Source organism: Sorangium sp. So ce295 (assembly GCF_051527405.1).
In the GTDB taxonomy this organism is placed as follows: Bacteria; Myxococcota_A; Polyangia; order Polyangiales; family Polyangiaceae; genus Sorangium; species Sorangium cellulosum_B.
The window spans coordinates 1,550,613-1,576,423 of record NZ_CP150324.1 but is presented as its reverse complement, the minus strand read 5'-3'; the positions used below and the strand labels follow the sequence as shown (position 1 = coordinate 1,576,423).

General features: G+C 69.9%; 19 protein-coding genes. 6 read left to right on the top strand and 13 right to left on the bottom strand.

Annotated elements, in window-relative coordinates; genetic code table 11:
• Positions 1-7 precede the first annotated feature (7 nt).
• Positions 8-1,579, top strand: a complete 1,572-nt coding sequence (locus tag WMF11_RS05910) for a hypothetical protein (RefSeq protein ID WP_437976740.1) — start codon at positions 8-10, stop codon at positions 1,577-1,579.
• 54 nt (positions 1,580-1,633) lie between these two features.
• Here WMF11_RS05910 and WMF11_RS05905 read toward each other — a convergent pair whose 3' ends face one another.
• On the bottom strand, positions 1,634-2,392 hold the full coding sequence (locus WMF11_RS05905) for a type IV pili methyl-accepting chemotaxis transducer N-terminal domain-containing protein (protein ID WP_437976739.1): 759 nt from the start codon (positions 2,390-2,392) through the stop codon (positions 1,634-1,636).
• Between the two features lie 242 nt (positions 2,393-2,634).
• Between WMF11_RS05905 and WMF11_RS05900 the strand changes: the two genes are divergently transcribed.
• Positions 2,635-4,434, top strand: coding sequence for a serine/threonine protein kinase (locus WMF11_RS05900; RefSeq protein ID WP_437976738.1), 1,800 nt, complete (start codon positions 2,635-2,637; stop codon positions 4,432-4,434).
• Positions 4,435-4,459: 25 nt separating this feature from the next.
• Here WMF11_RS05900 and WMF11_RS05895 read toward each other — a convergent pair whose 3' ends face one another.
• Entirely contained in the window at positions 4,460-5,254 is a 795-nt protein-coding gene (locus WMF11_RS05895) for an alpha/beta fold hydrolase (protein ID WP_437976737.1), read from the bottom strand.
• 227 nt (positions 5,255-5,481) lie between these two features.
• Complete coding sequence (locus WMF11_RS05890; RefSeq protein WP_437976736.1) at positions 5,482-6,168, bottom strand: YqiA/YcfP family alpha/beta fold hydrolase; 687 nt, start codon at positions 6,166-6,168, stop codon at positions 5,482-5,484.
• Positions 6,169-6,234: 66 nt separating this feature from the next.
• On the opposite strand from WMF11_RS05890, the gene WMF11_RS05885 reads away from it, so the two are divergent.
• Complete coding sequence (locus tag WMF11_RS05885; RefSeq protein WP_437976735.1) at positions 6,235-6,705, top strand: N-acetyltransferase family protein; 471 nt, start codon at positions 6,235-6,237, stop codon at positions 6,703-6,705.
• 322 nt (positions 6,706-7,027) lie between these two features.
• Positions 7,028-8,314, top strand: a complete 1,287-nt coding sequence (locus WMF11_RS05880) for an MFS transporter (protein WP_437976734.1) — start codon at positions 7,028-7,030, stop codon at positions 8,312-8,314.
• Between the two features lie 166 nt (positions 8,315-8,480).
• Here the strand turns inward: WMF11_RS05880 and WMF11_RS05875 are convergent, their stop codons facing one another.
• Complete coding sequence (locus WMF11_RS05875; RefSeq protein WP_437976733.1) at positions 8,481-10,100, bottom strand: aspartate:alanine exchanger family transporter; 1,620 nt, start codon at positions 10,098-10,100, stop codon at positions 8,481-8,483.
• A gap of 9 nt (positions 10,101-10,109) precedes the next feature.
• A complete protein-coding gene (locus WMF11_RS05870; protein WP_437976732.1) occupies positions 10,110-11,942 on the bottom strand; it encodes a phosphoenolpyruvate carboxykinase (GTP) in 1,833 nt (610 codons plus the stop codon).
• 435 nt (positions 11,943-12,377) lie between these two features.
• Between WMF11_RS05870 and WMF11_RS05865 the strand changes: the two genes are divergently transcribed.
• The gene (locus WMF11_RS05865; RefSeq protein ID WP_437976731.1) at positions 12,378-12,773 is read left to right on the top strand and encodes a PAS domain-containing protein; all 396 of its coding nucleotides are present in this window, start codon (positions 12,378-12,380) and stop codon (positions 12,771-12,773) included.
• Positions 12,774-12,812: 39 nt separating this feature from the next.
• Here the strand turns inward: WMF11_RS05865 and WMF11_RS05860 are convergent, their stop codons facing one another.
• The 6 genes from WMF11_RS05860 to WMF11_RS05835 all read right to left on the bottom strand — a co-directional run bounded on the left by WMF11_RS05860 (position 12,813) and on the right by WMF11_RS05835 (position 20,909).
• Positions 12,813-14,060: an ABC transporter permease gene (locus WMF11_RS05860; protein ID WP_437976730.1), complete on the bottom strand. Its 1,248-nt coding sequence runs from the start codon at positions 14,058-14,060 to the stop codon at positions 12,813-12,815.
• Positions 14,057-15,283, bottom strand: a complete 1,227-nt coding sequence (locus WMF11_RS05855; protein WP_437907437.1) for an ABC transporter permease — start codon at positions 15,281-15,283, stop codon at positions 14,057-14,059. The genes WMF11_RS05860 and WMF11_RS05855 overlap by 4 nt, the downstream gene beginning before the upstream one ends.
• On the bottom strand, positions 15,280-16,401 hold the full coding sequence (locus WMF11_RS05850; protein ID WP_437907436.1) for an efflux RND transporter periplasmic adaptor subunit: 1,122 nt from the start codon (positions 16,399-16,401) through the stop codon (positions 15,280-15,282). Before WMF11_RS05850 ends, WMF11_RS05855 begins: the two co-directional genes overlap by 4 nt.
• Complete coding sequence (locus WMF11_RS05845) at positions 16,398-17,192, bottom strand: ABC transporter ATP-binding protein (RefSeq protein WP_437907435.1); 795 nt, start codon at positions 17,190-17,192, stop codon at positions 16,398-16,400. Before WMF11_RS05845 ends, WMF11_RS05850 begins: the two co-directional genes overlap by 4 nt.
• 236 nt (positions 17,193-17,428) lie before the next feature.
• A complete protein-coding gene (locus WMF11_RS05840) occupies positions 17,429-18,655 on the bottom strand; it encodes a glycoside hydrolase family 88/105 protein (protein WP_437976729.1) in 1,227 nt (408 codons plus the stop codon).
• A gap of 1 nt (position 18,656) precedes the next feature.
• Positions 18,657-20,909 carry a heparinase II/III domain-containing protein gene (locus WMF11_RS05835; protein WP_437976728.1) on the bottom strand — a complete coding sequence of 751 codons (2,253 nt, stop codon included), beginning with the start codon at positions 20,907-20,909 and terminating at the stop codon, positions 18,657-18,659.
• 535 nt (positions 20,910-21,444) lie between these two features.
• On the opposite strand from WMF11_RS05835, the gene WMF11_RS05830 reads away from it, so the two are divergent.
• A complete protein-coding gene (locus WMF11_RS05830) occupies positions 21,445-21,762 on the top strand; it encodes a hypothetical protein (RefSeq protein ID WP_437907432.1) in 318 nt (105 codons plus the stop codon).
• 34 nt (positions 21,763-21,796) lie between these two features.
• On the opposite strand, the gene WMF11_RS05825 is transcribed toward WMF11_RS05830, so the two are convergent.
• A complete protein-coding gene (locus WMF11_RS05825) occupies positions 21,797-24,454 on the bottom strand; it encodes a hypothetical protein (RefSeq protein ID WP_437976727.1) in 2,658 nt (885 codons plus the stop codon).
• Between the two features lie 82 nt (positions 24,455-24,536).
• Positions 24,537-25,628, bottom strand: a complete 1,092-nt coding sequence (locus tag WMF11_RS05820; RefSeq protein ID WP_437979280.1) for a glucuronyl esterase domain-containing protein — start codon at positions 25,626-25,628, stop codon at positions 24,537-24,539.
• Between the last annotated feature and the right edge of the window lie 183 nt (positions 25,629-25,811).

The following is a 25,811-nucleotide window of genomic DNA, read 5'->3' as shown; positions in this document are numbered from 1 at the left end:
AAGCCACATGTCGTCGAAGATGAAGCTGGTCTCACTCGGTCTCTGCGCCGCCGCCGTCGGTTGCGGCACCGACAACGTCGGCGAGGGCAGCGGCGTCCCCGCAGGCTCGGTCAACGTGGCCCAGGGCGGGGCGCAGGACATTTCCCAGTTCCGCGCGCTCGTGAAGGCGGGGAAGGTGCCCACGCTCGACACGCTGGATCCGGTCGGGTTCTTCGCCGAGCACGCGATCGACCTGCCCGACGCCGATTGCGGCAAGGACGTCTGTGTTCACCCGTTCCTCGCGGTGGCGCCGCGCTTCAACGGGGGTAACTGGACAATGGCCTTCGTCGCGATGAACACCGGGGTCGCCCCTTCGACGCTGGACAGGCCGCCGGTTCACCTGGCGATCGCCGTCGAGAACAGCCGCTTCGCCGGGATCGATGAGGACGCGCTGGACGCGGGGATGCGAGGGCTGCTCGAGAGCCTCCGTCCCGAGGACCGCGTCAGCGTCATCCGCTATGGCGAGCGGGTCGAGCGCCGCGCCTTCCTCGCAGCGCCGGAGTCGGCGGAGCTCGCGCGCCTCATCGCCGACGAGCGCCTCGGCGCCGGCGCCGGCGAGCTCGTCGGCCTCTACCAGGGGATCGCCGCCGCCGAGAACGCGTTCGAGGAGGGCGACGCGGCGGGCTTCGAGGGCGCGCGCCGCGTGCTCCTGCTGACGAGCGGGCACGCGACAAGCGGTATCACCGATCCCGACCGCATCCTCGGTCTGGGCGAGGCGCTTGTGGAGAAGGGCACGGCGTTCGGCGTGATCGGCGTGGGCGAGAGCTTCCTTGTGAAGATCCCGTCGGCGCTGGGCTCGATGGGCGCGGGCACGTACGCCTACGCGCTGAGCCCGGGCGACCTCGGCGGTTTGCTCTCGGAGGAGGGGAAGACCACGCTCTTCCCGCTGGCAACGGACTTCAGCCTGGAGGTGACGCCGTCCGCCGGCTACAAGGTGGGGCGCATCTACGGGACGAAGCGGGCGACCGCCAGCGCCGCGGGGGCGGCCCTGGAGATGCCGGCGCTGTTCATCGGCCAGCGCGACGGCGCGACCGACGTGGGCGGCAGCCGCCGCGGCGGCGGTGGTGGTCTGTTCGTGGAGCTCCTCGCCGACGCGTCCCTCGCCGAAGACATCGGGCCGGACAAGGCGGCCTTCCAGGTGACGGCAGGCTGGACCTCGGCGAAGGACGGAGCCGGGCAGGACGTCGACACCACGCTGCTCAACGCGCTGCCTCCCGGGCAGAACCCCGACTCGAGGTGGTGGAACATCTCCGACGGCGGCTCGGGCAAGCCGTACATGATGCTGAACATGTACCTGGCGCTGCGCGGCGCGCTCGACTTCTACCAGGCGGGCGACTGCCGGCGCTCGCTCGGGGTCATCGAGATGATGAAGCCGCCGATCGGGGCGTGGCTAGGGAAGTACCCGGACACGGACATCCAGGACGACAACAACCTGATGCTGATGTTGCGACAGAACATCGAGGACGCCTGTCGTGCATCGCAGTCGTCCACGGAGCCCACGCCCCCCCTCGACTTCGACGGCGGCTGCGGCTGGCTGTGACCGCCCCCTTCGCCCTCTGAACGCCGCTCGGCCGTCACGGAGAGCCCATGTGCGTCACGGCTGGCCGATACCGGCGATCGCCCGGAGCGCCTGAACCGTGTTGTCGAGGTGCCCCCTGGCCTGGACGAGGTGGCTGATCGTCCTCCGGATCTCGCGCACCGCCGGGCGGAAGATATAGAGCCCTTCGAGGAAGAGGACCCCCAGGGTCACGCACAGCAGGATCAGCTCGACGAGGCGGAGCCGCTCGATCCGCGCGGTCGCCTCGTGAGCGTACTGAGAGACGACCCGGTCCATCCCGCTCAGGAAGCCCGGCTCCGCCGCGAGGATCGCGCCGACGATCGGCTGGATGGCGGCCGCCTCCACCGACTTTTCCCCGCCGGCGCCGACCGCGGCGAGCAGATCCTTCCCGTCCCGGAGCATGCTCTGGTGCAGCGGCTCGATCGCCTGGAACATGCGGGTCACCTCCGGCGTGTTCTTCCCCGGCAAGCCCATCCCCGGATCGCCGTGCTGGAGCGCGCGATGCGACCGCTCCCAGAGCGCCATCACCTGCGCCAGCTCGTCGGCGCGGCCCTTGCGCTCGGCGGGGTCGGTCGTCACCTGGAACGTGAGCGCGGCCTTGCTGAGCCGCTGGCTGAGCATCCGCTGGCGCCCGGCCACGTTGACGACGTGCGCGTCGCTCGTCTGCTGGTTCAACGCGTGCTGCACGAGGAGCTGCGCCACGACCGACAAGAGCGCCACGGCGCCGAGCGCGCTGACGTACAGGCGCGTCAACCGGCGGGTGGGTGCCAGGAGCTCAGAGGTAACCTGCGCCATTGTTCTCTCTCCATGGGCGAGGAGGGAGACATTACCCGAGCATCGGAACGAACGTGTATCGCTCATGTTTCCGCAGCGTGCTTTGCGCGCGCTGTCCCGCGCTCCGCCGTTTCATGCGGACGCGCTCAAATAAGCTGACATCTCATGACCGCTCCATGGTAAGACTCGCCTGAGAGCGCTCCTCGTGAGGCCCCTTTGCGCTGGCCTTGCAGCAGCGTCCACTGGAACCAGGAGAATGTCTCATGCAAGAGCGTACCGCGTTGGCCGCGGGCGGCGCGCCGCCGAGCGCGGCCGGAAACGCACCTGAGCTCTTGCCGAAACAGTTCGGCAAATACACGCTCCTGTCGAAGCTCTCGGCAGGGGGCATGGCGGAGATCTTCCTCGCGCTGCATCGCTCGTCCTTCGGCTTCGAGAAGCTCGTGGTCATCAAGCGCATCCTGCCCTCGATGAACCAGGATCCGTCGCTCATCGACATGCTGCTCCACGAGGCGCGCATCGCGGCGACGCTCTCGCATCCCAACATCGTCCAGACGTTCGACGCCGGGCAGGTGGACAGGACGTATTTCATTGCGATGGAGCACATCCACGGCGAGGACGTCGGCTCGATCGTGCGCGAGGCGGCGGAGCGCGACCCGGGGGGGATCCCGCTCGAGCACGCGCTCAGCATCATCCTCGGCGTCTGCGCGGGGCTCGCGTACGTCCACGACAAGCGCGGCCTCGACGGTACGCCGCTCGGCATCGTCCACAGGGACATCTCGCCGCGCAATGTGGTCGTGAGCTACACGGGCGACGTGAAGATCGTCGACTTCGGCATCGCGCGGAGCGAGCTCGGCGACGTCGAAGAGCAGAGAGAGAACGTGCTGATGGGCAAGTTCGCCTACATGGCCCCGGAGCACGTGGCCGGGGATCGCATCGACCATCGCGCGGACATCTTCGCCGCCGGCGTGGTCCTGTTCGAGATGACGACGGGCAGGCGGCTGTTCAAGGGCGGCACCCAGATGCGGACGCTCCTCCAGATCCACGGCTCGGAGTACCCTCTCCCGAGCGCGATCAAGCCCGGTTATCCGAAGGCGCTGGAGAAGATCGTCCTGCGTGCGCTCGAGAAGCGGCGCGAGGATCGTTACCAGTCTGCCCGCGAGATGCACGCCGCGATCGAGGAGCTCATCCGTGACGAGCGCATCCCCGCCTCGCCGATGGGGCTCACGGCATGGATGGAGTCGCTCTTCCGGGACAAGCTCGCTCGCCACAAGGAGGCGCTCCTGGGCGTCAGGCAGCTCATCGACGTGATCGCGGCGCAGCAGCAGCGCTGGTCGCTGGAGATGAGCGGCGGCGCGACCGTCTCCCAGAGCGGCGTCCCGACGAGCACGAGCCCGGCGACCCTGAGCAGCCCGCCGCCGCTCGCGGGCAAGGGAGGTGTTGCGGCGTTCATCCCGGCCGCCAGCGCGCTCGCGCTCGTGCCTGGGTTCCTCTACATGCAGGGGCAGCTCTCGGAGCGGCACGCCGAGTTCATGACGATGGTCCACGACGCCCAGGCGAGCCGTCAGGAGCCGCCCGCGCCGATCGAGGCGAAGGGATCGCTGGAGATCACGAGCAAGCCCGAGGGCTGCACGTTATGGGTGAACGGCGAGCGTCACGCCGTCGCCACGCCGGCCAAGCTCCACGGGCTTCCGCTCGGGCGTGAGCTCCACATCAAGCTCACGAGAGACGGATACAAGCCGTACCGCACGGCCGTGAAGCTGAGCGACGAGGCGCGCTTCAAGGAGATCGTGGCCGAGCTGGACAGGCTCACGGCGACGGTGGTGCTCTGGGTCGATCCGCCGGCCAACGTCGTCGTCGACGGGAAGCTCTGGAAGGGCAATCGCACGAGGATCGAGGGGCTCACGGTGGGCGAGGGACACCGCCTCGTGCTGTCCGCCCCTGGGCATGCCTCCAAGACGCTGATGGTCAACGTGGAGCCGGGAGAGATGAAGACGCTGAGCGTCCGGCTTCCGAAGCTCGGCGCGCAAGCGCCGGTGGAGGAGCGCGCCGAGGGCGCGCAGTGACGCCGCGCGCCGCGCGTCTCCCTCGTTATGCCCGGATCATGTGCAGCTCGCCCGGATCATCGCGCAGGAACGCGAGCGCCGCGCGGGCGAACGGCTCCTTCCACTCGCCGAAGATGGGGCCGTGTCCGCCGTTGGGCAGGATCCACAGGCAGGAGCGCGGGATGGCGCGGTACATCTCCAGGGCGAGCTCGGCCGGGTAGAACGGATCGCGGTCGCCGTTGACGATCATCGTGCGCGCCGTGATGGTCGACAGGTGGGGGGGCGTGAAGCTCATGTCGTCGTGGCTGGCCGCGAAGCGGCGCGGCTGATTCCACAGCGCTCGGATCTGCGCGTCGCCGAGCTCGTGGCGGCTCCTCATGTCCCGCCATTCCTCCTCGGAGCGGCCCTCGTCGGAGGCGAGGCGCATGATCGCCCTGGCCTGCTCGGGGAAGTACGGTGCGGGGGCCACGAGGACCATCGACGCGACGCGGTCCGGCTGCTGCGTGGCCAGGTGCAGGAGGCACTTGGCGCCGAAGCTGAGGCCGATGGCACGGAACGTTTTCACCCCCAGGTGGTCGAGGAGGGCGAACACGTCGGAGGCGCACTGGCGGATCGTCAGCGAGCCAGCCGGGTTGGTCGAGCGGCCGTGGCCGCGCAGATCGGGGGTGATGACCGTGTGTCCACACCCGAGCTCCGCGAGATCGAACACGTGAGCCCAGTCCCTGCTCCCTCCGGTGAAGCCGTGGAGCAGCACGAGCGGCGGCCCTTCGCCGCGGAGCTCGTAGTACATCTCGATGTCGTTGACGGGCGCGGTGCGCCCGGTGGCCGTCGCTGTCGCCATTCGCTCCTCCGATCGCTCGACCGCGGCCGATCCGCGGCCGGTCGCCCACGATCTGTAAGCGGCGCGCTTCGCTCTTGATAGCTGTGCTCTTTTCGCATAGAATGCCAATCGGCTGGTGAGGGGACGGCCAGCCGGCGGTTCACGCAGGGCTCACGTAGCTCGCGGATCGCGCTGGATACGCTGAACAGACGCTCAGCGCGCGCTGTCCTGTCGACGACGCGTGTTCGTCAGCCGACGAGGAAGTGACGCAGGAACTCGTCCGCCTCGCGGAGGATGCGCGGGATCGAGGCGACGAGCTCGTGGCCGTCGTCCACCTCGATGAGCCGGACATGCCGCTTCCCTGCGGCGAACGTCCGCGAGAGCTCGATGTCCACCACCTCGTCGCTCCGGCCGTGGACGATCAGCGTGGGTACGCGCACGTCCGGCCAGCCCCCCGAGCGCTCATCCACCTCGGCCGCGTCGGCGGCGAAGCCGAAGTCCACCCGGGCTCGCTTCTTCTCCGCGTAGTCGTCGACCTCGAGCCATCCCCGCTCCTTCCACGCCCGGAAGCCCTCCTCGCCCAGCCGCAGCCGCCATCGCTCCATGATCCGGAACGCGGGCGCGAGCAGCACCAGCGCGCACACCCGCGCGTCCTCTTCGGCGACGCGGCACGCGGTGAGGCCGCCGAGGCTCGAGCCCATCACCACCGCCCGGTCGCGCTCTCCGCCGATCGCCTGCTTCACGGCGCCGATCATCGCGCTCAGGCGCAAGCGCTCGAACGAGGGCACCCGCAGGTTGAGCCGCTCGAGGGCCACCCCGCGCTGCTCGAAGTGCGCGGCGATCCGCACGCCCTTGGTCGAGCTCGGGCCCGAGGCGAAGCCGTGCAGGTACAGCCAGCGCGGGCCGGCGGCGGAGGGCGGCGTCGTCATGGTCATGCAGGCAGGGAGCCTACTCCCTCCACCGCGGCGCGACGATGCGGTATGAGGCGCCGGAGAGACGCCATGATCCGCCCCGCCACCGCCGCCGACATCCCCACCATCGCCCGCCTCATCCGGATGCTCGCCGAGTACGAGCGGCTCGCGCACGAGGTCACCTTCGACGAGAGAGAGCTGGAAGCGCACCTCTTCGGCCCGAGGCCGGCAGCCGAGGTCGTCCTGGCCGAAGCGGAGGGGATCCCGGTGGGATTCGCCCTCTTCTTCCAGAGCTTCTCCACCTTCCTCGGCAAGCCCGGGATCTACCTCGAAGATCTCTTCGTGCTCCCGGAGCACCGCGGAGGAGGCCACGGCAAGGCCCTGCTCGTGCACCTCGCGAAGCTCGCGGTGGAGCGCGGCTGCGGGCGCTTCGAGTGGTCCGTGCTCGACTGGAACGAGCCGGCGCTCGGCTTTTACCGGAAGCTCGGCGCCAAGCCCATGGACGAGTGGACCGTCCACCGCCTCACCGGCGAGGCGCTCACCCGGCTCGCGCAGGGCTGACGCGCGCGCCACGGGCATTGCTCGTGGCGGCGCAGCCGAGCACCACCGGCTGCTGCTGGAGCAGCAGCGGCCGCGCCCCCCGGCGCGCTCCCGGCCTGATCGCGGCCGAGGCGCGCCGTCCAGACGACCACCGCGAGCGCGGGGATCGTGGTACGGATGTTGCGATTCATGGCCAATGGCGAGCCGCGAATCGCCCATCCCACACGCCGCGTGTGCTGATACCGGCGGCGCGACTCCTGGACTCGGTCGCGACATGCCCTAGTGCTCATCGTGCATGAGCGAGAGTCCACAACGCCCCACCAGGGCCGCCGCAGGCGCCGAGATGTCTTCCAACAACCTCACCGGGCTCGGCGTGCTGCGCCACCGGAGCTTCGCGTTCTACCTCGCGGCCAGGCTGCTCTCCGCGGTCGCGGTGCAGATGCAGAGCGTCGCGATCGGCTGGCAGGTCTACGCGCTGACCGGCGATGTCTTCGATCTGGGCCTCATCGGCCTCGCCCAGTTCGCGCCCTTCTTCGCGCTGATCCTCTTCGCCGGCCAGGCGGCGGATCGGTTCGACCGGCGCCGCATCATCACGGTCGGCCTCTCCGTGGAGCTGCTCTGCTCCCTCCTGCTGCTCGCGTTCACGGTGTCGGGCCTGACGGTGGTGTGGCCCGTGTTCGCGGTGCTCGTGCTGTTCGGCAGCGCGCGCGCCTTCATGATGCCGGCGCAGCAGGCGATCCTGATGAACCTGGTGCCGCAGGACAGCTTCAGCAAGGCGGTCGCGCTCAGCTCATCGAGCTTCCATGTCGCGGTCATCGTCGGGCCGACGCTCGGCGGGCTCCTCTACCTCGCCGGGTCGACGATCGTGTACTCGATCGTCGGGGCGCTGCTCCTCGTCTCTCTCGTGCTCATGAGCCTCGTGCACGCGGCCCGGCAGGCGAGGCGCGCGGAGCCGACGTCGTGGAGCGCGGTGCTGGAGGGGCTGCGCTTCGTCTGGTCGAAGCCGGCGGTGCTCGGCGCCATCTCGCTCGACCTGTTCGCTGTGCTGTTCGGCGGGGCGGTCGCGCTGCTGCCCGCGTATGCGCGCGACGTGCTCCACGCCGGCCCGACCGGCCTCGGCCTGCTCCGCACGGCGCCGGCCGCGGGCGCCGCGATCACCGCCGGGGTCCTCGCCTTCCGGCCGATCACGCGCCAGGTGGGCCGCTGGATGTTCGGCGGCGTCGCGGTGTTCGGGCTCGCCACCATCGCGCTCGGGCAGACCCGGAGCTTCACCGTCGCGCTCATCGCCCTGTTCCTCGTCGGCGCAGGCGACATGGTGAGCGTCTATATCCGGCACATCCTCGTGCAGTTCGAGACGCCGGACTCCATCCGAGGGCGGGTGAGCGCGGTCAACGCGGTGTTCATCGGCGCCTCCAACGAGCTCGGCGAGTTCGAGTCCGGCCTCACCGCCAGCTGGCTCGGCCTGCTGCCCGCCATCCTCCTCGGCGGCAGCGCCACCCTCGTGGTCGCCGCGCTGTGGGCCCTCGGCTTCCCCGTGCTCAGCCGCATGGACCGCTTCCCGCACGCGAAGCGAGATCCCGAGCAGAGCGCGGACGGCGGCGGAACGGCCGAGGCCGCCGCGACGACGTGAGGCGGACAGATCCCTTCGATTGTTGGCGTTCTTAGAGAGAAAGAATTGAACAGGGAGGCGGGGAGACGGGGAGATGAGTGGGATTCAACTCCCCGTCTCCCTGTGAATCTTCTCACGTCGCGCCCCGGCGCGCCGCGCGCGGACGACGCGTCGTCGAGGGACGAGCTCAGGCCAGCACGGCGAGCAGCTGCGCAATGAGGATCTTGCCGATCATCGCCAGCGGATACACAAGCGCGTACGCGACATACGTCTCCTCGGAGCGCTGGGACAGCTCGAAGGCCGCCGCCAGCGTGGCCGGCTGGGTCTGCATGCCGCTCGTGCCTCCGAGCGCCGCCACGACGCCCGCCCCGCCCCAGCGCCGCATCAGGACCAACGCCAGCGCGCTCGTCGTCACCGTCACGCAGGCGCCGATCGCGATGATGGCCAGGCCCTCCCGGTTCATCAACCCCGCGAGCTTGCCCCCCGCGTTCACGCCGACCCCCGCCAGGAACAGGAGCAGCCCGATCTCTCGCAGGCTCAGGTTCGCCTCGTACGGCAGCGCCCACATCAGCTTGCCTGTCCGCCCGAGGCGACCGAAGATCAGCGCGGCCACGAGCGGCCCTCCGGCGGTCCCCAGCGTGATGGACGTACCGAAGAGAGGGATGGGCACCCGCGCCAGCAGCAGGCCGACGCAGAGGCCCACCGCCAGCGCGACGTAATCGACATCGATCTCGCGCTCCGAGTCGCCGAGGAAACGGCTCAGCTCGCCCAGGCGCTCGACGGGCGCCACCACGCGAAGGCGGTCCCCCAGCTCCAGGCGGAGCTCGTCGGAGGGGATCAAGTCGAGGTCGGCCCGGCGCAGGCGCGTCACCTGGGCGTTGAAGCGACGCGCGAGGTCGAGCTCCCCCAGCGTGAGCCCGACGAACTCGCGCTTCGAGACCAGGACCCGGCGCATGTCGACCCTGTCGCGGCGCAGCTCCAGACGCTCGCTCGCGACCCTCCCGAAGAACTCGATGGCGGATTGAATCGACGCCAGGGTGCCGACCACCGTGATCACGTCCCCCGCGTGAAGCACCGTGTACTTGTTCGGGACCGAGTCGACCTCACCACGCCGAAGGCGGGAGACCACGACCCCGAACTCGTCGCGCACGCGCAGCTCCCCGATCGAATGTCCCAGCGCGCGGGGGTTCGTGACCTCGACGCTCCTCGACTCGATCGCGGCGCGCGACGCGGCTTGCCGCGCGACCTCGCCGGCGAGCTCGTCGCGGCGCCACTTCGCGAAGCCACGTCCGAGCAGGAGCGCCCCCAGCACACCCACCGGGTAGGTCAGCGAGTAGGCGAGCGCGGGGATCGCCTCGAGCGCGGTGCCGGAGAGCCGGCCGCTGACGGCGCCGAGCGCCGGTGTATTGGTCAGGGCCCCGCAGAACAGGCCGGCGATCTGCGCGCGGTTCAACCCGAAGAGCCAGCCCGCGACACACGCGAGCAGCGCCCCCCAGGCGAGCGCCGCGGCGCACGCCAGGTTCATCCCCAGACCGCGGCTGCGCCACGCGGCGAAGAAGCCGGGACCGCTGGTCAGGCCGACACAGTACACGAACAGCAGCAGCCCGAGCTCCTTGATCTGCGGCGCGAGCTCCAGCTCTCCCAGAGGGTGCAGCCAGGCGCTGAGCCCCAGGCCCGCGAACAGGACGCCGGCCATCCCGAGCCGCAAGCCGCGATATTCCAGCCGGCCAAGCGCCAGCCCGAGCAGGATGACGGTGAAGAGCAGGAGCAGCTCTTCTCTCGCGAGGAGCTCAACCAGCCCGGTCATGATGTGGCTTCACGTCGGATCGTGCGCGAGCTCCCACCGCGCCGGGCTCCGCCACAGCCGCGACTTGAGCAGCTCTCGCTCGAACACGAACTCCTTCGGCAGTCGATCCAGGAACATGTCGAACAGCTCCTCATGAAGACGGACCTCCGCCGCCGCCGCGTCGCGCGAGATGCTCATCAGATCGTAGAACGTATCCTCCGAGAAGCTCAAGCCCTCCCACGGCAGATCGTCGTGGCGAGGCATCCAGCCCAAGGGGCTCTCCACGCCGTATCCTTGCCCGTGCACCCGCGCCAGGATCCACGACAGCACGCGCGTGTTCTCGCCGAACCCGGGCCAGACGAAGCGGCCCTGCTCGTCCTTGCGGAACCAGTTCACGCGGAAGATGCGCGGCGGGTTCGGCAGCTTGCGGCCGAAGTTGAGCCAGTGCGAGAAGTAGTCCGCCATGTTGTAACCACAGAAGGGCAGCATCGCCATCGGATCGCGGCGCATCGCCGCCTGGCCCACGGAGGCGGCGGTCGCCTCGGAGCCCATCGTGGCCGCGAGGTACACGCCGTGGCTCCAGTTGAACGCCTGGAACACGAGCGGCATCTCTTTGCTCATGCGACCGCCGAAGATGAACGCGCTCACCGGCACCCCCTTGGGGTCGTCCCAGCGCGGGTCCACCGACGGGCACTGCACGAGCGGCGCGGTGAAGCGGGCGTTCGGGTGGGCAGCGGGGCGCCCCGCGTCGGGCGTCCAGTCCTGCCCGCGCCAGTCGATCAGGTGGGCCGGCGGGGTCCTGGTCATGCCCTCCCACCACACGTCGCCGTCGTCCGTCAACGCCACGTTGGTGAAGATCGTGTTACGGCTGATCGCCGCCATCGCGTTGGGGTTCGTCACCTCGTTCGTCCCCGGGGCCACGCCGAAGAAGCCCGCCTCGGGGTTGATGGCGTACACCTTGCCGTCCGGGCCCGGCTTCAGCCACGCGATGTCGTCGCCGACCGTCGAGATCTTGTATCCCGAGAGCGTCTCGGGAGGGACCATCATGGCGAAGTTCGTCTTGCCGCACGCGCTCGGGAACGCCGCGCAAACGTACGTCTTGGCGCCGCTCGGCTCCTGAACTCCCATGATCAACATGTGCTCGGCGAGCCACCCCCCGTCGCGCCCCATGACCGAGGCGATGCGCAGAGCAAAACACTTCTTCCCGAGCAGCGCGTTGCCGCCGTAGCCGCTCCCGAAGGAGATGATGGTGCGCTCCTCAGGGAAGTGCGTGACGTAGGTGTTCTCGGGGTTGCACGGCCACGCGACGTCCTGCTGCCCGGGCTGCAGGGGCACGCCGACCGAATGCAAGCACTTGACGAAGCGCCCGCTGTCGCCGAGCACGTCGAGGGCCCCCTTCCCCATGCGCGTCATGATACGCATGCTGACCACGACATAGGGCGAATCGGTGATCTGCACGCCGATGTGGGCGATCTCCGAGCCGAGTGGCCCCATGCTGAACGGCACCACGTACATGGTCCGGCCTCGCATGCAGCCGTCGAACAGCCCGTTCAGCTTGGCCTTCATCTCGGCCGGCGCCATCCAGTTGTTCGTGGGCCCGGCGTCATTCGGGTTCAGCGAGCAGATGAAGGTGCGGGACTCGACGCGCGCGACGTCCCGCGGGTCCGACCGGCTCAGGTAGCTGTTGGGCCGCTTCTCCGGGTTCAGGCGGAGCAGCGTGCCGCTCTTCAGCATGGCCGCGATCAGCTCCGTGTTCTCTGCCTCGCTGCCGTCGCAGGTACGGACAGACTCCGGCTTGCACAAGGCGACCATCTCGCTGACCCAGGCGAGGAGCTGCGGATGACGGGTCGGAATGCTGGACATGATCGAACTCCCTCTGCGACCTGACTCACGACAGACCAGTTCTCAAGAATTCAACGCCGGCAAGCTCGACATGCGAGGCGTCACGCCCGAGCCAGATGCATGACGCGTACCGCCAGCTCGCAGGGGTGATGGACCTCGCCGTGCCCCGCGTCGCCTCCCCCCGCGCTCGCGCGAGCAGCGCTCCTGCTGCGCCGAGTGCGCAGAATCCGCGCCGGTTCATTCGACCCATGCAGCGCTCGCCGTGATCTCGGCCGCGCCTCGCGCGCGAGGCGCGGCCGAGATCACGGCGAGCGCGCTGGAAGGACGGCTCGGCCCCGGGCGGCCCCCCTCCCCTTCCCGACGACGCGATGCGGTCGCGCCGGATTGTCACGCTCCGCGGCGTCCCCTACCCTGGCGAGCGTCTATCGGGGGCAGCGCACGTCGGGAGGTTCTTGGATGGGTTCGGAGGAGCAGTCCACAGCCGGTGAGTTCGAGTTCGATATCGGGGTGTTCGACCTGGATGAACGCGGCCTGGACGCGCAGCCCTTCGGGATCATCCGGCTGGATCGCGAGGGCACGGTGCTCTCCTACAACCTCTACGAGGAACGTCAGGCGCGCCGGAATCGTCAGGACGTGATAGGGAAAAACTTCTTCACCGACATCGCGCCCTGCAGCCGCGTGAAAGAGTTCCACGGCCGCTTCCTGGCCGGGGTCGAGCACCGGGAGCTCAAGGCCACCTTCGGCTTCGTGTTCCACTTCCCTCACAAGACACGGCACGTCGACGTCTCGCTGTTCTACAAGGCGGCCGCGCGACAGCAGGACGATGCGGTCTGGGTGTTCATCCGAGGTTGACCGGCGTGGACCGCGCCGGCGTCGCGCCGCCGGCCGGCGCTACTCCGAGCGGAGGGCCTCGATCGGGTCGAGCCGCGAGGCGCGCCAGGCGGGGTAGAAGCCGAAGACCACGCCGATCGTGACCGAGAGGCCGAGGCCGAGGAAGAGCGACCAGGGCTCGACCTGGAACGCCCAGCGGCCGACCATCTGCGCGAGCAGCGCGCTGGCGAGCCAGGAGAGGGCGAGCCCCGAGAGCACGCCGAGCACGCCGCCGAGCAGCGAGACGGCCGCCGCCTCGCACAGGAACTGCAGCAGGATCGCGCGCGGCGAGGCCCCGACCGCGCGGCGGATGCCGATCTCCCGCGTCCGCTCGGTCACGGTCACCAGCATGATGTTCATGATGTTGATGCCCCCCACGATCAGCGCGACAACGCCGGTGCTGAGCAGCAGCATCTTGATGATGTCGAGGACGAGCCGCTCCTGGCTGTGGCTGTCCTTGTCCTCGATCCTGAAGTTTTTGACCCCGTGATGGCGGCGCAGGAGCGTCGCGTCGATGACGCCGCGGAGCGCGGCGAGCGGCGTCCGGACCGTGACGAGCGGATCCTGCCGGACGTACAGGCGGTCGGTCCTGTGCGACGGCGCGTAGAGCGCGTCGTAGGTGGTCTCCGGGACGAGGACCTTGCGGTTCCAGATGCTCGTGTCGTCCGTGGAGCTGAAGCTCGACCGGTCCTGGAGCACGCCGACGACCGTCCACACGTGGCCGTCGGCCGTCATGTGGAGGGGCTCGGCCTGCCCGACCCGCGCCGGAGGGCCGCCGAAGAGCTCGGCCCAGACCTCGTGGCCGACGACACACACGCGCCGCCGCGCCGCGAGATCCGCCTCGGCGAGGAACCGGCCCGCCGCGAGCTCCAGGTCGTAGAGGGCCGGCGCCGCCGGCACGGCGCTGACGAGGGAGATCCGCTTCTTCTTGGCGCCGGCCCGGGCCTCGGTCGGGCGCACCGACTCGCTCAGGGTCGAGGCGCCGCCAAGGGCGCGCGACGCGGCGAGCGCGCGGGCGTCGTCCCGAGAGAGATCGCGCCGGGTGCGGCGCCGGTCGTTCACGCTCACCTCGGCGGGGTGGACCTGGATGAGGTCGGCCTCCACGGCCTGCTCGCTCGCCCGGAGGAGCGCCTCCTCGCCGCCCGCGAGGAGCGAGGCGAGCAGCACGATCGAGCCGGTGCCGATGATGATGCCGAGCAGCGTGAGCGCGGCGCGCGTCCGGTCGGCGACCACGGCGCGCGTCGAGTGGAGGAGATCGTCGAGCCTCATCGCCGCATCGCCGCCACGGGGTCGAGCCGGCCCGCGCGCTGGGCCGGCAGCCACCCGAAGACAACGCCCACGCCGGAGGAGACGAGCAGCGCCGCGACCACCGCCGGCGTGGAGACCGCGCCGACCCAGCTCGGCGTGAAGCGGCGGATGATCAATGAGGCGAGCTCGGCCGCGGCGGCGCCGCCGGCGACCCCGAGCAGGCCGCCGAAGCCCGAGAGCAGCGCCGCCTCGGCCAGGAACTGCGCGCTGATGTCGCGCGGCGACGCCCCGAGCGCCTTGCGGATGCCGATCTCACGCACGCGCTCGGACACGCTCACGAGCATCATGTTCATCACGCCCACGCCGCCGATGAGCAGCGCGACGCCCGCGATGAGGCCGACGATCGCCTTCATCGTGGACAACATGGCCTCGAATTTCTCCATGATGCCGCTGAAATCGAGGAGGGTGAAGTCGTCGACGCCGTGGTGGCGATCGACGAGGAGCGCGTTGACGATGCGCTTCACCGGATCGTTGTTGCGGACGTCATCGGTCTTGATGACGAGCAGCGCCGAGGCGCTCACCGCCTTCTCGACGTCCGCCGCCGTGTCGAGCGGGGCGACGAGCAGGTCGACCCAGCTGAAGCCGAAGTTGACGCCCATCCGATCGGCGTCGGCCAGCACGCCGATGACCCGGCAGCGCAGGGCCCCGACCGTCACCCACCGGCCGATCGGATCGCCGCGCCAGAGCCGCGCCGCGAGCTTCGGGCCGGCGACGCAGACCCGGGCGCGGCGGCGGTCCTCCTCGTCGGTGAACGTCCGGCCGCGCGCGACGGGCATCCGGAAGGCGGCGAGGAAGCCGCTGTCGGCCGCGACGAAGTCGGTGCGATCCTCCTTGCCCTCGTCGGAGGTGACGTCGCGCGAGCCGAGCATGGCGTACATCGTGTGCTCGGCGACGTGAGGGACGCCGCGCGCGAGCCGATCGCGATCCCGGCGGGTGAAGCCGGTGACGTACATCGTCTTCTTCCGCTCGGCGCGCTCCGGCGCCTTCGGGACGACGAGGATGAGCCGCGCCCCGCCGAGCTGCTCGATGCCGCGGGCCATCGTGAGCAGGCCGCCCTCCGCGAGCGAGGTCATGAGCACGATGGCGAAGGCGCCCAGCGTGATGCTGAGGACGGTCAGGAGCGACCGCAGCTTGTGCGCCGAGAGGGCCTTCGCGGCGATCGCGAGGTAGGCGGACCACCTCACATCTTCGTCTCGTTCGCGGCCGCCGAGGGCGGGTTGATGAGCACGCGGGCCCCCTCCGGGACGCCGTTCACGATCTCGACGTCGCGATCGTTGCGCGCGCCGAGCGCGACCTCGACCTTCTCGGTCGTCTGCTTGCCGTCGGGGCCGTCGACCACGCGCGTGACGAGCTGCTTGCCGCCCTCGTCGGCGACGGCCTCGATGGGCAGCGAGACCACGCCCGGCCTGCTGTCGAGCCGGATGCGCACGTCGGCCGTCATGCCGGGCTTGATGAGGCCGTCGATCTGGGTGAGCTCGGCCTCGACCGGGAAGACGTCGACCTCGCGGCCCTCGAGCTTCACCGAGGCGGGCGCGATCTTGGTGACCCTGGCCGCGTACGTCTTGCCGGGCAAGGCGTCGAGCGTCAGGGTCGCCGTCTGGCCGAGCGCGACCTTGGCCACGTCGATCTGGTTGAGGTCCACCTTGACCACGAGCGTCGAGAGATCGGCCACGGTGAGCAGCGCCTTGCCGTTGAAGGTCGACTGCACGCCCGGCGTGACGACCTCGCCGGGCTCGATGTTGCGCTGGATGACGGTGCCGTCGAGGGGCGAGGCGATCTTCGTGTACCGGAGCTGGTCCCTGGCGGCGCTGAGCGCGACCTCGGCGAGCCGGATGGCGACGGTCTTCTCGGTGAGGTCGTGCTTGGCCACGTCGAGCTCCTGCGCGGGGACGACGCTGGCCTCGACGCCGGCGGTCCGCTGCGCGACCACGCGCTTGGCGAAGCCCGCGGCGGCCCTGGCCCGGGCGAGCTCGGCCTCGGCGCGGGCGACCTCGCGCTCGTAGTCGGTCGGGTCGAGCACGAGCAGCAGCTCGTCCTTCCGGACCCGGGCGCCCTCGTCCGCGAGCACCTCGGCGACCTGGCCCGCGACCTTGGACTTGAGCTCGACCTGCTCGCGGGCCTCGATGCGCCCGGTCTCGAGGATCTCGACGGCGAGGTCGCCGCGCTTCGCGGTCACGACGAGCGCGGGGTCGATGGGCGCGGGGCCGCCGCCGGCCTTCGCGAGGACGGCGGCGCCGCCCCCGGCGAGCGCCAGCGCGCCGACGAGCCACGGCCAGAGGCGCCGCTTGCGCCGGGCGCTCACGAGAGGCCTCCAGGAGGGGACGACGACGGTCCAGGAACCGACGACGGCGGTCCAGGAACCGGCGACGACGGTCCAGGAACCGGCGACGAGACGTCCACGCGCCGGCCGCGGGGGCCGGTGTCCTCGACGATGGCGCCGTCCCTGAAGGTGACGACGCGCGTGGCGTAGTCGGCGATCGAGCGGTCGTGGGTCACGACGACGACCGTCATCCCCTGCGCGTGCAGCGCGCAGAAGAGCTCCATGACCTGCCCGGTGGTGGCGGAGTCGAGCGCGCCGGTCGGCTCGTCCGCGAGGAGGAGCGGCGGCTCGTTGACGATCGCGCGGGCGATCGCGACGCGCTGCTGCTGGCCGCCGGACAGCTGGTTCGGCAGGTGGTGCGCCCGGTCCTCGAGGCCGACGCGCGCGAGCGCCCGCGCGGCCCGCGCCCGCCGGTCGGACGGCCGGACGCCGGCGTAGACCATGGGCAGCTCGACGTTCGCGAGGGCGGTGTCGCGCGGCAGGAGGTTGAACGACTGGAAGACGAACCCGATCTTGCGGTTGCGGAGCTGGGCCAGCTCGACCTCGTCGAGCTCCTCGACCGGCTCGTCGTCGAGGAGGTAACGGCCGCCGGTGGGGCGGTCGAGCGTGCCGATGACGTTCAGGGTCGTCGATTTGCCCGACCCCGAGGCGCCCATGATGGCGACCATCTCGCCCCGCGAGAGCTCCAGGGAGACGCCGCGGAGCGCCTGCACCTCCACCTCGCCCATCCAGTAGACCTTGGTGATCGCGTCGAGCTTCACGAGTGCAGACATGAGGGTCCTCGGCGGTGGCCTGCGCCATCCACAGGGACGGCCGCGACCCGCGCGAGCCCGGTTCGCCTGACCCGCGCGTGACGCACCAGGGTGCGCCGCTCTCGTCGCTCCGGCCATCGCGTCGCGAAGGCCGGCGGACGCGCTGAGGCGTAGGCGAAGCGCAGCAGCAAGGCAACCGCGGCGCAGGAGCGCGGCGGTCGCGCGCCGAGGCCACGGCAAGCGTGGCGCTGGCAGCGCTACAGCCCGGACGTTTCGACGAGCGCCAGGATCACGGCCCCGACGCCGTACGAGAGATCGTCGCGGAGCTCGACCGCCGCGTAATCCTCGAGCTTTCCCACCGTCGTGGGCCCGGAGATTCCGGTCACCACCGGCCGCCCGGAGCCGTCCTCCTCGATGCGCGAGCGCACGCCCGCCATGGCGCGGTCGATCGCGGGGCGCACCGAGGCGTCGAGGAAGCCGTGGCGCAGCCCGCGCGCGAGCCCGGCGGCGAAGAGGGCCGTCGCGCTCGTCTCCAGGTAGATCTCGCCCGGGCGGTTCATGAGGGTCCACCACAGGCCGCTGTCCTGGTCCTGCGCGCCCAGGACCGCCGCGACCTGCCGCTCGAGCGCCCCGGCGACGGCGTCGTCGCGCTCGCCGCGCGCCGCGCGCACGCGGAGGTACTCGTACCCGGCCGCCGTGACCCAGCCGTTGCCGCGCGCCCAGTACACGTCCGGATCCTGCGGCGCCGCCCAGTCGTACGCGTGCCGGAAGAGCCCGGGCTCGTCCTGGAGGAGTGACGCGAAGATCTGGAATTGATTCGAGAATTCGTCGAGCGGACGCGCCTCGCCCGAGCGCTCGCCGGCGCGGACGAGCACGTTGCCGAACATGAACAGCGAGTCGACCCAGAGGCTGGGCTCGAACAGCGGCGACACGCCGAGGTGGTTGATGCCGCCCTGCTCCGTCCGGCGGGCTTCCTCGTAGAGGTAGCGGAGCACGTCGTCGACGACCTTCGCATAGGGGGCCGCGCACGATTCCTCGTGGAGCGCGAGCGCGGCCATGGCCGGCGGGCAGCGGTCGCTTGTCGTGATCTCGTAGCCGTACTCGATGTGGCGGTCGAGGTAGCGCCGGTAGTAGTCCCGGTACGGGGAGCGCTGCGTGACGCGGTACAGCTCGACGAGCGAGAGCATGACCGTGCCCTCGCCCCAGTCCCACGGCAGCGACTCCGCCGGGTGCTCGGCGATCCAGCGGTCGGCGATGGCGCGCGCCAGCGTGATGCTCTCCGAGTCGGGTGCGCGCTCGCGCGCGAACGCGTCCTCCGCCGACGGTGACGTCGGCGTGCACTCCGCCCCGGAGCTGCCGGGCTGCCCGGCGCCCGGCTCCCCCGCGCACCCGCCGGCCGCAGCGGCGCACGCGGCGGCAGCGACGAGCAGCGCGCGGAGGCGCGACGACCGGCGCGACAGGTGAGGGCGCGCTCTCGGGGGCATCTCACTCCTCCACGGCGAGGCTGGTGGCGTCGGGCGCGGTGACGCGGGGGCTCCCGTCGAGGAGCACCCTGGTCCCCCTCGCCATCAGCGCGAACGGCCGGTCGCCCTCGATCCGCAGCACGACGAGCTCCGCGTCGGTCTCGAGGACCTGACCCCCAGGCAGCGCCAGCGCCTCCGGGGCTCCCTTGCTCCGCAGCACCGCGACGTCGGTCCCTCCTTCGCTCTCGATCTGCCACGCGACGACCCCGGGCTCCGCCGCGATCGGCGCCGCCTGGAGCGGCGCGTCGGGGCCCGCGTCCACGCCGACCTTGTAGGGCAGGAGCACCGCCAGGAACCCCGGCGCCTCGGCCTCCACCGTGGCGTCGATGACCGCGTGGTCGGCGGCCTTGCGGTCCTCCTCGAACTCGTGGACGTGGGGCACCGTGAGCGGCGTGTACGGCGGCTCCACGACGGCGAGCCCCGGCGACGTCGACTGCACGCGCGCCTCGACGCCCGCCCGCGCCCGCTCCCATCGGCCGCCGTCGGGGAGGAGCTCGAAGGTGCCTCCGGACGTGAGCCCCGCGTAGCCGTGCAGCCGCCACGCGTGCGCGCGGGCCGCCGGGTGCGACGTCGAGAGGCGGTCGCCGACCACGAAGTAGCGGCCGTCGATGAAGGCCATCGATCGCTCGACGTGCGTGTCCTGGTAGTCCTGGTGCGCCTCCGCGTAGTCGACGGCGTCGCCGTCGTGGGTGTTCCGGAGAAAGGCGTCCGCGTCGCCGAAATCGTTGAAGAGCCCCTTGTCGGGCGCGGATCGGCCGTCGATGAGGATCACGTTGTGCGACGGCGACTGGCTGGTCTTGGCGTTGTCGAGCGAATCGGGCTTGTAGTAGCCGGCGTCGATCAACAGGTACTCTCCGTAGGCCGCGAGGGAGAACGACGTGCCGTCCACGTGGTCGTGGATCGCCTTGCGCGCCGAGCCGTGCTCCGCGAGCAGCAGGAGCCAGCGCGCGTCGTCGCCCCAGTCCGAGCGGAACACCGCGTGGCCGGTGTCAGGGAAGAAGCGCGTGAGGAAGCGCGGCGCCTCGGGGGCCACTGCGTCGTCGACGTAGAGCAGGTGATGGGCGATGAGGTCGGCGCCGAACTCCATGGCCCGGGGGTCGCGGTTCTGCTCCCAGTCCCACAGGTACTCCCCGCTCCCGCCGAAAGAAGTGAGCAGCGGGCTCCCGTTGAACGGGGTGAAGACGCCGTCGTCGACCGGGGGCCGGCTGCCCCAGGGGAGGCGCAGCGAGAGCGACCAGTCGACGGCCTTCGTGAAGAGCCCGCCGCGCAGCGGGACCTCCAGCGCGCCCTGCTCGCCGTCGACGCAGCCGTGCCCGGTCCACGGGTCCTCGTCGGAGCGGGTACGGCAGTCGCGGGTGAAGGCCACCTCGCCCTCGAGCGCGTTGTCGAGGGCGATGAAGAACGCCGCCGTCGGGCCCCAGGCGAAGCCGGAGTAATACGGGCCCTCGGACGCCCCGCCGTCGGGCTGCACGTACTGGCCGTCCGGACTCCAGAGGTAATCGAGCTCCGAGATCGACCAGTTCCACCAGGTCGCGGCCGCCGGGTGCTCGGGGAACGCGAGCGCCACATAACCGAGCGCGTCGGCGGTCCGGATCGGGTGGTTGTTCTGCGCGGGGCGCAGCAGGAGATCTCGATAGAAATCCTGCTCGAGGTACTTGGCGAAAAATTGTCCGGTGATGTCGGTGATCTTGCTCTCTGCCTGGGCGGACTCCTCGTCGGGGAACCACGGCGTGGCGCTCAGGAGGTCCCACGTGTTCGTGTACCCCATGAGGATCCTCGCCATCCGGATGTTCATGTCGAGGACCGTGTTCGTGTCCCAGTCGGTCTCCAGGCGGCGCAGGAACTCGCGCGCCTTGTCGGCCGCCGCCCGGTCCTCGAAGGCCCAGGCGAGGAGGGCATTCGCCTGCGCGGTCGAGGCGTTGTTGCCGTTCGTCTTGTGGTCCCATGAAGCGGGGTCGGGCTCCTCCTCGTAGGCGCGGTCGGCGCGGCGCTTCAGGGTGGCGAGGATCGAGGCGTAGGGCTCGCGATCGACGCGCGAGCGCAGGAGGTCGCGGTGCTCCGGGCGCGCGAGGAGCCGCGGATGGACGCCGGTGTCCCGCGGCTCGCTCGGCCCGGGGGCGTCCGTGCCGCATCCCGCGGCCGCGAGCGCGGCGCACGCGAGCGCCGGAGCGAGAGTGGGAAGGGAGAGAGGAAAGCCGTGAGACCGTGATTTCATGGAAGGGATGGGGCTAGGGCTCAGAGGGACGAGCTGGTGCGTGAGGCGCAGCGTATCAGCTCGCCCGGGCCTGGAGCCGCCCGAGTTCTCGCTGCCGTGGGGCCGATCACCACGTGTCCACGATGGGCAGTCTCGGCAGCCACCGACACGCCGGAAGATCCGACCAGAGCGGAGAGAACAACACTGGCGACATGCGGTCGCGAGCGGAATGCGGGAGAGGAGGAACCTTCTGTGAGCCCGCCAGGATCAGCCCGGCAGGCGCCTCTGAGGAGCGTGTCCTGCGAGCTGAGCCGTGCCTGTTGCGATGGCCTGGCGCGGGCTGCGTCGAGCGCGCTCGCGGCCTTCTCGGCGTGAGGGGGCGCGATCGCGCAGGGTGGTGCGATCCTGCGCGGGCGTCTGCCTGCTCTTAAAGCACGCGACGAGCGGGGTGGAGCGACCGCACCGCTCGCGCGGCCCCCTCGACACAGGGGCTCTCGCTGCGCGGTCTCCCGCTTGCATTGCCCGGCCCCGGTGGGGGGAGTCGAGGAGGTTTGATATGGCGACCGAGCAGAAGCAGGGAATGGGCGCGCAGGGGCAGCAGGGCGCTGGCCTACAGGAGGGCCGCAGCGAGAGCAGCGTGATCCCCGACAAGGACTACAACCTGGTCAGCGTGCTCTACCATACGCTCAAGGGCGCGCAGACCCACTCCCAGTACATCCAGGACGCGAAGCAGCAGGGTGATCAAGAGCTCGCCTCCTTCTTCAGCGAGGTCCGGCAGGAGGAGCTGCAGCGCGCGGAGCGCGCGAAGCAGCTCCTCGGACAGCGGCTGAGCGGAGGGCGCCCGGGCCAGGGAGGGGCCCGAGGGAGCGCGTAGAGCCCACGGGGCTCCGGGCCGCCCTGACGGGCCCTCAATCGGCGATATACTGATTTCGGCCAACGAAATCGAGATACGGATACAACGCCGAGCGCAGGTTATCCACCTGAACACTCGAGTTGACACCGCCGACCTCCCACCCGTTCCACTTGGACGGGTTCCGGGTCGTCGCGTTCAGGAACAGCGGCACCTCCAGCAATGACTCCACGACGCCGGTCGTGGACATCTTGTCGAAATCGACGAGGACCGGAGCGGTATTGTCCGTCAGGTTCTTCACCCAGACGCGCGCGGCGCCGAAGTCACCGCCCGCGATGCCGTCGATGTCGCGGTTCGGGTCGACCTGCACCTGAATTTCGTACCACTTGCCCGAAGCCGGCGCGAAGTTGGTCGCCTTGTACAGCTCGCCGCTGTCCCGCGACCCCCGGAGGCGCAGCTGCCCCTGCTCGAACTGGACAAGGAACCCGACGTAGTTGTTCGGGGTGAGGCCATTGCTCGCGCTGGTGGCCGTGTTGACAGGAGCAAAGTAAACGCCTGTGGTGCCGTACAGCTGGCCGGAATAAACCGTCAGGTCGCTCGCGTCGTGTTCGGTCAGCTCGGTCTCCCACCAGGCGCTGGCCGCGCTTGCCCCCGTCGGACGAACAGCGAGCGTCGAGGTGTTGCCGGTACCGTACGGCGCAGAAGCCGTGAGCTGCCCTGGCCCGCCGGAGGCCGGACCCTTCCACACCAGCTGCGGAACGACCTGGCTGTCCATGGCGACGCCAGACTGATAATGGTCGAAATTGTCATTCATCTGCGGCACGTAGTACCCCATCGAGAGGTCATCCACGGCGTTGCCGTCGCCGTAGGCCGCCACGATGAACCCGTTGAAATTCGAGGGGTTCCTGTTCACGCCCAGGACGAGCGGCACGTACAGCACCCGCTCGGTCACGCCGGTCGTATTGAGATTGTCGAAGACGACGCGCGTGAAACCCTTCTGCCCGTCCGTCACGTTGCGAACGTACAGCGAGCCAAGGCCGGTGCCCACCGTGGGGTTGACGACCATCTTCACCTCCAGCCATTTGCCCATCGTGGCGGGGATGTTGACGGCTTGATAGACATCTCCGCCGTCATAGCCGGAGCGAAGGCGGAGCGCCCCCCAGGCCATGGAAACGGTCGGCCCCTGGTAGGCAGGGAGGGCGTAGCCCGTCGGGCTCCCGCCGGCCACGTTGATCGGCTCGAACGCGACCCCTGAGATGGCATTGTAGAGGAGACCCGAGTAGACGACCTTCTCCGTGCTGCTGAAGCTCGGCCCATCGAACGCGGACCAGGCAACCTTGCCGTTGTAGCCGCCCGTGGAGACGATGCTCTGCTCGGAGACGTTCCCGCTTCCCGGCGGCGAGCCGATCGCGAACTTGTCCGGGTTCGCCCCCGTCCAGCTGTTCGCGCCCTGGTTGTTCATCGCGTTGCCAAAGACGTGCTGCTCGTAGTCCTCGCGATCCATGGTGCAGGCCTCGTACTGAAGGCGCACGTGGTCGTGGTAAGCGACGTCCGGCGACTGGGAGGGCAACGCCGCCACATGAGACCAGTCGACGTGCTGCGTGGTGGTGTTCATGTTGCTCACCAGCACATCGACGCGGCCCCCTCTCTGAACGCCGGACCACTCGATGCCGGCGTTCTTGTTGGTCGCCAGGTTGAGGGTGCGCAGCTCGCCGTCCCGCGCGAACACGTTGTCCAGCGCCTGCCACGCGTCGGCCATGTCGGCGGTGAACGCGAGCGTCGCGGTGACGACGTTGCCATACGTCTGATAGTAGTAGGTGGTCGCCCCCGACTGGTTGACGTTGACCTCCCACGTCCTGAACCCGTCCGCCCCGCGGAGCCGGTAGTGCTGGACCTGCGCGACGTTGTCCGTCGGTAGGAGGACCTGCGACTGAGGCACGCCATAGTTCGGCTTGTTGACGAAGTCGGCGATATAGGGAATCAACTGATGACCGTTCGGAAGGTGCCGAGCCGCCACGTTCACCGTCTCGAGCCCCTGCCAGAAGATCGCGGAGATCTGGGTGGGCGCCGGTCCGCCGACATAGGGCACGCCGTTGATCGAGGAGGCGACGTGCAGCGCCGCTTGGCTCGAGCTGTACGCCACCGGCATCGCGACATTGATGCCTGACGTATAGTAGATATTCTCTCGATCAATCTTGTACTGCTCACCGACGTTCCAGGGCCACGCGCCGGACGTATCGACGCTCATGCCAGGCCAGTAGCCGTAGTTGCCCACATACGCGCCCGAGATATCCGCGTCCGGGTCGGTTCGAACGCGGTCGACGTTGTCGAGGAGCAGATCGTACTGCGTCTGGGTGTCCCCCTCGATGTCCATCAACAGGTAATCGAGCGCATAGCCGTTGCTGCTGATCCAATCGAGCGCAGGGTCCAGCTTCGCCAGGCCCCACCCCCTGGTCTCCAGCCCCGTGGGGACCCCGGCCAGGGTGTTGCTGATGATCACGTCGTCGTAGTCGCCCCGCTCCGCCCACCCCACCGCGGCGATGTCTCCCCCGTTCTGAACAATCTCGGCGTTGGTCGGCTCGAACGCCTGCCAGCTCGTGAAGTAGCCCTCGGCTTGCGCCATCGCGGTCGAGCCGCTCTCGAGCACGCCGAGCAGCGCGCCTCCCGTCACGAGCAACCAATGCAGCGCTGTTCTGTTCTTACCGTGCGTTCGCATCTGAGACACCTTCTTCATGGCGTTCTGGTAACGGCCCCGAGACGCATCTCGGCCATGGGCAGGCGCGGTCGGGCGCAGGGGGTTACTGGAGGGTCGGCGCCGTCCACTTCATCCACCTGGCCAGATCGGCCGTCGCCCCGTCGCCCTTGAGCAGGTTGGTGTCCGCGGTGCCGCCGCCGACAAGGAACTTCCTTACGTACGCCTCGAGGGCCGCCCTCTGCGAGGACGGGAACGCGCAGTGGGAATGGCCGGTGGTCTGCCAGTAGCCCATCTTGTCCTGCACCCCCAGCCCCTTCCAGATCTGCTGGGCGATGGCCCCCGCCGTGAAGGTGCTGTTGATGCCGAGCCAGTCGATCCTGTTGTCGATGACGAGCAGCGCGCGCGGCGCGACGAGGCCCATGACCATGTGATGATCGAAGGGCAAGGACGTCACCCGGTTGCCGAAGGTCGAGCCGAAGTTCGCGCGGAACCACGGCTGCTCGTTGGCCGCGTTCGACAGCGTCTGCACGTTCTCCCCGGCGTTGGCGCCCGCCTGCGAGACGCGCCAGCTCGCCGAGCCCCCGGCGCCCGACTCCTGGGGGATCGTCAGCACGATGCGCTCGTCGAACGCGCCCACCGTGAGCGCGCCCTTGCCGTTGCGCGAGCAACCCGTCACGGCGATGCGCTTCGGGTCGATGTTGGCGCCCGGGGTCTTCTCCAGCGCGTCGATGATCCGGCTCACGCCCCAGGCCCACGCGATCATCGAGCTGGCCGAGTGGTTGCTGCCGTAGAGGTTGTAGAACGTGCCCGTCCCGCGCGAGCCGGCGCCGCTCTGGGCGCCCATCGCGTTGTTGTCGAAGGTCGCCATCGCGACGCCGTTCTGCGTGAACACGCTGGTGTCGAGGTTGTTACCGCCGATGCCGATGACGAGCGGGATCGGAGCAGCGGGCGCGCCGGAGGGCCGGCTGATGTTGATGGAGAAGGAGGCGCTCTTCCCTGCATCGTTGACGTTGACCGTCAGCCTGTTCGCCGAGAACTGCCCCGTGACATTGTCCTTGGACACCACGGGCTTCGATCCGGACTCATACGTCTCGACCTGCGACTTGATCTCCGCGCGCCGGCACGCCCACTCCGACTTCTTCGTGATGCGTGAGCCGCTCAAGCTCAGGAACGGATCGTGATGCGTGTCGAACACCGGGAGAGACGAGGCGGCGGGCAACGTCGGCTTGGGGCAGCTCGCGCCGCTGTCCTCGACCGCGCCCGTGCTCCCGCCCGACCCACCAGAGCCCCCGGAGCCGCCGGAGCCGCCCGCACCGGAGCCGCCCGCACCGCCAGAGCCACCTGCCCCGCCGGCCCCCGAGCTGCTGCTGCTCGACGA